Annotated in this window: 5 protein-coding genes; 4 read left to right on the top strand and 1 reads right to left on the bottom strand. The window is 67.5% G+C overall.

Annotation, left to right across the window (positions count from 1 at the left end):
- Nucleotides 1–282: 282 nt before the first annotated feature.
- The 4 genes from JHC99_RS16995 to JHC99_RS16980 all read left to right on the top strand — a co-directional run bounded on the left by JHC99_RS16995 (nucleotide 283) and on the right by JHC99_RS16980 (nucleotide 3,355).
- A complete protein-coding gene (locus JHC99_RS16995) occupies nucleotides 283–492 on the top strand; it encodes a hypothetical protein (protein WP_292155827.1) in 210 nt (69 codons plus the stop codon).
- 337 nt (nucleotides 493–829) lie between these two features.
- Nucleotides 830–2,095 carry a lytic murein transglycosylase gene (locus JHC99_RS16990; RefSeq protein WP_292155826.1) on the top strand — a complete coding sequence of 422 codons (1,266 nt, stop codon included), beginning with the start codon at nucleotides 830–832 and terminating at the stop codon, nucleotides 2,093–2,095.
- Entirely contained in the window at nucleotides 2,092–2,334 is a 243-nt protein-coding gene (locus JHC99_RS16985; protein ID WP_292155825.1) for a hypothetical protein, read from the top strand. Before JHC99_RS16990 ends, JHC99_RS16985 begins: the two co-directional genes overlap by 4 nt.
- Before the next feature lie 88 nt (nucleotides 2,335–2,422).
- Nucleotides 2,423–3,355, top strand: coding sequence for an SPFH domain-containing protein (locus tag JHC99_RS16980; protein ID WP_292155824.1), 933 nt, complete (start codon nucleotides 2,423–2,425; stop codon nucleotides 3,353–3,355).
- A 7-nt stretch (nucleotides 3,356–3,362) separates the two neighbouring features.
- On the opposite strand, the gene JHC99_RS16975 is transcribed toward JHC99_RS16980, so the two are convergent.
- Nucleotides 3,363–6,283 (bottom strand): M10 family metallopeptidase C-terminal domain-containing protein (locus JHC99_RS16975; protein ID WP_292155823.1); only part of this gene is annotated, 2,921 nt, incomplete at its 5' end.

Genomic DNA, 6,283 nt, shown 5'->3' with positions numbered 1-6,283 from the left:
GTCTGTCTTTCGCCGAAACGGTAATCACTACCTCTATTCCGGGCGAAGGCCCGGACGCTCCGCCGGCCCTTCCCATGACTTCAGCGCACCGGCGCGTGAGGGCGAAAAGTCGTGTGTGCAGATTGGTTAGTGGCTGGTGATTTGTGGTGGCTGGATTCGATAGCGCGCCGGCTGGCGGCCATCGGCGCTGCGTCGAGGATGCGACAACGACTAACCACCAATCACCAATCACCAATCACAAGCACCCTCGCCATTCTCGTGAGCCAACGTAAAGGAGCCGCCATGTCCCGTCCAACGACCGTCCGGCCGCCGAGCCCCGTAGACGACCGGGGCACACCGGAGTTCGAGCGACTGAAGCGTGAACTCGAGCGAAGGCTCGGCGTGCTGCGCGTCAACATCGCCGCCAAACGCCGCGACTGTGGTCTGGTCGAGATCGAGGAAGGCGTCTGGATCCGGCCGGACCCAACCGACGCGCCCTCGCCAAACGAATGACCACCCCCGCGCTCAAGCAGCGAGCGACCGCATAGCCTGTCCTCGGGCGGATCGAAGATCCGACCCGGGGGCGAGCGGTAGCGCGTCGCGCAGCGACACAGAAAGAGAGATTGGAGGCCTGGCCTCCGAGTTGAACGGAGGGTCTACGGAGTTGCGGCTCCGTTGCGTCGCCCCTCCGCCACCAGGCCGCATCAGGGATGGTTACGATCTAGGCCGGAAATCTTAAGGTCCAGCGTCCAGAAAGGGTTAACCGCGGAGTCACCGTCTTTATCCGCCTATCATCCTGTCGCGCGCTTGTGATTGCGCGAGCCGAGCCGGACCCGGTAGACCTGTCGCCATGCGTTTCCGTTATCGTCTCCTCATCATCCTGTCGGTCGGGGCCTGCGCCCCGATGTTGCCGCCGCCGCCCGAGGTCTCGGTCGGCACGGCGACGGGACCGATCGCGCCGGTCCAGGAGCGCCCCTATCTGGCCGACGGTCCCGCAGCCCCCGACGCCGCCGGTTTCGAGGCCTGGAAACAGGGCTTCCTCGCCCGCCACGGCGGGGCCCGGCGCGAGGCCTATGAGCGTGAACTGGCGGGCCTCACCCCCGATCCGGAGGTCGTTCGCCTCGACGGCAACCAGCCCGAGTTCAGCCGCCCGGCCGGTGCCTATGTCCAGAACGCCGCCTCCGCCGCCCGCATCGCCGAGGCCCGCCGCCGCATCGGCGGGGTCCCGGCCAGCGTGCCCCAGCGTTACGGCGTCCCGGCAGAAATCCTGGTCGCCATCTGGGGCAATGAATCCAGCTTCGGCCAGGTCCAGGGCAACAAGGACGTGATCCGTTCCCTGGCCACCCTGGCCTATGACGGACGCCGCCGCGACTGGGCCGAGGGTCAGCTGCGCGACGCGCTCAACATCGTCGTCGATGGTCGTCGCGCCCGATCCGGCCTGCTCGGCAGCTGGGCCGGGGCCATGGGCCAGACCCAGTTCATGCCCGACAATTTCCTGCGCCTGGGCGTCGACCAGACCGGCGACGGCCGGGTCGATATCTGGGGCTCCGACGCCGACGCCCTGGCCTCCGCCGCCAACCTGCTGGCCGAGGCCGGCTGGCGGCGCGGCCAGACCTGGGGCTACGAAGTCGCCCTGCCCGCCTCATTCGACTACGAACAGGCCGACGGCCCGACCCACCCCTGGCGCTGGTGGGCTGCACGCGGCGTGACCCTGGCCCGCGGCGGTGCCCCCAATTCGGCCGAGGCTCTGGAAGACGCCGCCATCCTGTTGCCCCAGGGTGCGGCGGGCCCCGCCTTCCTCGCCCTGCCCAACCATTATGTGATCCGGCGCTACAACAACTCGGTCAGCTATGCCCTCGCCATCGGCCTGACGGCGGACGGGGTGGACGGCAGGCCCGGCCTGGTCGCCGCCTGGCCCAACGATCCGCCCCTGTCGCTCAATCAGCGGATCGGGGCCCAGCGCGCGTTGAGTGCCATGGGCTATGACACCGGCGGGGTGGACGGCGTGGTCGGTGCCAACACCCGCGCCGCCCTCAAGCGCTGGCAGGCCGCCAACGGCCGCATAGCCGACGGCTATCTGACCGCATCCCTCGCTGACGAACTGGGCCGGATGTGACCGAGCCTCGCGACGGCGGCCAGCGTGCCATCCTGGCGGGATTCTTCGCCTTCCTGGCCATCGGCCTGTTGCTGGTTGCCGCCTTCGTCCTGTTCCGCGTCCTGGTGCCGATGATCCTTGAGGCTCATTTCCTCGGCTCCGTCTTCGTCGCCTCCGTCGCCGGCCTTTTCGGCACGCTCGGGCTGGGCCTGCTGGCCGTTTTCCTGTTCAATCGAATCTCCCGGATGATCCGGGACTGAGACCATCCGCGGGGGCGCGACCATGACATTTCCAGGACCCAGATCCCTCGGCGGCGGAAGCGGCACTACGCCGCGTGTGCTCAGGCTCGTGGCCACGGCCGCGCTGTTGCTTGTGGTGCTCGCCGGCGGCAGCTGTGCCGTCGTCTCGTGCAGCGTCACGGTCGAGAGCGGCGAGGCCGGCATCAAGACCACCAAGTTCGGCCCCAACCCCGGCGTCCAGCCCACCGAACTGCGCCCTGGCTGGCACTGGGAAGGCCTGGGTGAAAAGATCATCAAATACCCGACCCGCCAGCGCGTCTATTCCTACACCCGCGAAGGCAACGCCGACGGTCAGGAGAACGAGGAGATCGGTTTCGCCGACCAGACCGGCCTGCCCATGACCGCCGACGTCAACATGACGGTCAAGGTGTCGGACAACAAGGCGGCGGATCTGTACGCCAAATACCGGCTCAATTTCGACGACCTGCTGGACAATCCGATCCGCAACGACGTCCGCTCCTTCATCGCCCAGGAGGCGGAAAAGGTGCCGGTGTCCTGTAACCTTCAGGCCCAGCAACCCGTGGTCGAGGGCGCGACCCAGCCCACGGCCGCCCCTTGCACCGGCAGTTTGATGGGCGCAGGTCGTCAGGCCGTGATCCAGCGCGCCTATGCCAACCTGCAACGCAAATGGGCGGCCGAGGGCGTGGAAATCTCGAACCTGCAATGGGTCGGCACGATCCGGTATCCGGAGAGCATCACCACCGCCATCCAGGCCCGCACCGCCACCGAACAGCGAACCCTGGCCGCCCAGCAGAAGGAGGCCGAGGCCCGCGCCAACGCCAACGCCCAGATCGAGACCGCCCGCGGCGAGGCCGAATCGATCCGCCTGCGCGGCGACGCCCTGCGCGCCAACCCCCAGCTGATCGACCAGATCTACGCCCAGCGCTCGCAAGGCCTCTGCCCACCCCGCGCCTCGACCTGCATCATCGGCCAGGGCGCATGGGGCCTGACCGGTCAGGTCCCGACGTCGGCGGCGGAATAGGCCGCCGTCACAGATACCAGTCTTGGCCCCGCGCTTCGTGGGTCCAGGGGTCGGCCGGTTGATCCTGATAAGCGTTGTGCCGTCCGGCGAAAGGCGACAGCGCCGCCGAATCGTCGTCCTCGGTCGGCAGAACCTCGGCGATGGGGGCCTTGGCCACAGCCTCCTCGACCCCGCTCGCGGGATGCAGCCGAACGTCGCCCAGAGCCAGGGGCGCGCCGACGACCCGAATGATCATCTCGTTGTTCCCGTCGCCGCCTAGGTCCACGAACAGATACGAATCCCCGTTCAGCGTCGCGATGCCGAAACGATCGCTGGCCCCGGTCCGCACGGCGGTCAGGTCGATCCGGTCGATACCGGTCTGGAAATCCATGAGGCTGTCGGTCGGGACGGCAGAGTCGAACCTGGACAGATAGACAAAGCTGTCGGCACCGGCGCCGCCGTAAAGGACATCCGCCCCGAACCCGCCGATCAGGATATCGTCCCCGGCCCCGCCGTTAAGGGAATCGGTGTTCCTCCCCGCGATCAGGGTGTCGTTGGCCGCGCCACCGGCCATGTAGATGGCTCGGTCCGGGCCGATCACCCGCAGGTCTGTCGACTGGATCACCCGCCCGACGGCCGAGACGGCCAGGGTTCCAGAGGCGGCGGTGGCGAACAGGATGCTGGACCCGTCGTCGGTGCGGATAATGCTGAGCGCGGTGGGCTGGAGGATCTGCAAGTCGATCCCGTCCACCCCGGTCTGGAAATCATAAAGGTTGTCCAGGGTGCTGGTCGTGGATTCCGACGCGCGGCTATAGAAGAAGGTGTCCGCACCCGCGCCGCCGCCCATCGCGTCCGCTCCGGCGCCGCCGAAGAAGCGGTCATTGCCCGCCGTGCCGATCAGGGTGTTGGCCCGGTCGTCCCCGCCCAGGGTGAAGGTGACATTCGCGCCGGGCGCGAAGACGATGTCCGAGGCCTGGATTTCGCCAAAGACGATGGTCTGAATCGCCGCCGTTCCCGAGCCGATCGCCACGAAGGAGGCGTCGCCGCTGCGTGAGATATTCACACCGGTCACGCCGCTGAGGTTCGTCACGTCCAGCGTGTCCAGGCCGGACGTGAAGTCGGCGATCACGTCGGCGGCAGTCGTCGTGCTGTCGGCATAGGCGCGGTAAAGGAACCGGTCCGCGCCGCCCCCGCCTGATAGATAGTCCGCACCCAGCCCGCCGGTCAGAATGTCCGCGCCCTCGAAGCCATAGAGCTGGTCGCCCAGGGTCCCGCCGATCAGGATGTCCGCGCCCGACTGCCCGATCATGGTGACCCGCACCGCCTGGCCCGAGACGGTCACATCCCCACCGTTCACGCTGCCGCCTGGGAAAGCGGCATTCACGCCGATCACCGTCTGCTGCTGAAGGGCGGCGTCGGCGAATACCAGGGTGCTGCTCAGACTGACGCGGACCAGGGTCACACTCGCCGCGCCATCCAGGTCGATCCGGTCCACGCCGGTCTCGAAATCGGAGATCGAGTCGATGGCCGTGCCGGTCGAATCCCCCGCGCCGAAGGCGAAGACGTCTGCGCCCGTCCCGCCCGTCAGGGTGTCCAGGCCCCGACCACCGCGAAATATCTCGGCCGCCGCCGATCCGGTCAGGGTGTCGTCGAAGGTCGAGCCGATCACCGCCTCTATCCCGCCGAGGGTGTCACTGCCCGCCCCGCCCTTCGCCGTCCCGGTCGCCAGCGACAAGGTCACCGCCGCCGTCGCGTCACTGTAGTCCGCCGTGTCGAGGCCGGCACCGCCGGTCAGCGCATCGTTCCCGGCCCCGCCCTGAAGCACATCGTTGCCCTCGCCGCCCAGCACCGCATCGTTGCCGAGGCCGCCGCGCAGGATGTCTTTGCCCGCACCGCCGTTCAGGGTGTCATCGCCATCGCCCCCAACCAGGGTGTCGTCCCCCGCTCCGCCATCCAAGGACGCGCCGCCGGCTGTTCCGGTAATGACGTCGTTCCCCGCCGCGCCATAAACGTAGGCTCCTGAAAGCGTCTCGGCGTTCGCGGTGCCGTAGACATAGACCGGCCCAGTCGCCACCACCGGGGTGCTCCCGCCGTTGTTCAGGTAGGCCGAGCCCGGAACGCTCGCTGCGTTCACATTGGTCAGGCGGGCGTAGACCCGGTCAAAGTCGCCACTGGCGAAGTAAACCGTATCCGCCCCCTGCTGCCCGACAAAGACACGGTAGAAAATCTGGCCGGTCGGCGGTTGAGCCTGGACCGAGCCGGACAGGTCCACTCGATCGGCTCCAGCCTGAAAGTCCGTGATGACTGCCGTGCCGATCGGGTTGGAAATGACGAAGGTGTCCGCGCCTGCTCCCCCGGTCAGGCGCACCGTTGTATCTGTGCCGGTCGGGATGACATAACTGGTGACGATCGGATATCCGATGCCCACGCTTATGGTGTCGTCCCCATCGCCGCCGTCGATGATCGCGTGACTCAGCGCTGTGATCGTATCCGCGCCCGCTCCGCCGTTGATCCGGACAGCCTGACCATCGACGGCGACCAGATTTCCTCGCAGTCCGGGAAAGCTGGTGCCGGACCAGCCGACGTTGATCGTGTCGTCGCCGGCCTCCCCGTTGAAGACCGAGCCGTTCGACACGCCCTCAACGCGGATCGTGTCGTTGCCCGCCCCGGCGTTGATCACGTCATTGGCGTTGAACAGGCTGTAGGCATTGCTGAATACCGCCGCGACGCGCGAGCCCGGATCGATGACATCGTCGCCCGCGCTGCCGGTCAGCACGTCTCCGTAAAACTGGCTCCCGATCAGCCGGTTGACGCTGATAAGGGTATCGGTGCTGTAGCCGGTGTTCTGTAGCGCCTCGGTCGCAAGCGACACCGTAACCCCGGTGGTGGCATCCAGATAGGTGACGGTGTCATCCCCCGCCCCGCCATCCAGAAAGTTGACCCCTGTCC

Origin of the sequence: Brevundimonas sp., assembly GCF_016463485.1 — a bacterium.
Classification (GTDB): Bacteria; Pseudomonadota; Alphaproteobacteria; order Caulobacterales; family Caulobacteraceae; genus Brevundimonas.
Note: the sequence above shows the minus strand (reverse complement) of the source record. Positions and strands in the feature narration are given on the sequence as shown.